The sequence below is a fragment of the Psychrobacter sp. 1U2 genome (assembly GCF_051847575.1).
On record NZ_JBPYDC010001365.1, the window covers coordinates 1 to 616 of the forward strand.

The 616-nt window shown below is 38.6% G+C and carries 1 pseudogene; it reads right to left on the reverse strand.

Annotated features, from left to right (window positions below):
- Nucleotides 1-159: 159 nt before the first annotated feature.
- Nucleotides 160-616 (reverse strand): annotated as a pseudogene (locus ACS8FD_RS22125) (translation initiation factor IF-2); the annotation flags it as partial.

Consider the following 616-nt stretch of genomic DNA (forward strand, 5'->3'; position numbering starts at 1 on the left):
GTTGATTCATTTTATTATCCTACTTTTCAATAATATTTTAAAAATAGCTTTTAATAGCGGAAATATACGATAAAAAAGGCCTACCAGGATGATCCTGTTAGACCTTAATACATCGTTATATTAATACTCTAAGTTCTAACGAATAAAAATACAATATGGTTAAATTGTACGTTCAAACTGTTGAATCTCAAAGACTTCAATCTTATCACCAGCTTCGACATCATAACCACGAACGGCAAGACCACATTCCATGCCAGTACGCACTTCATTAACGTCTTCTTTGTAACGGCGTAGCGACTGTAACTGTCCAGTGAAGATAACTTTATCATCACGTAATACACGAATTGGCTTATTACGATAAATAGTCCCTTCAACCACCATACAACCAGCAGCAGCACCGAATTTGCTAGAACGGAATACTTCACGAACTTCTGCAATACCAAGAATCTTCTCACGATGTTCAGGGGCAAGCAAGCCACTCATCGCAGCTTTTACATCGTCAATCAAGCCATAGATTACGCTGTAGTAACGAATATCCATGTTGGCAGTATCTGCTTTACGGCGTGCAGTTGCATCTGCGCGAACATTGAAGCCCAATAATACAGCTTCACTTGAT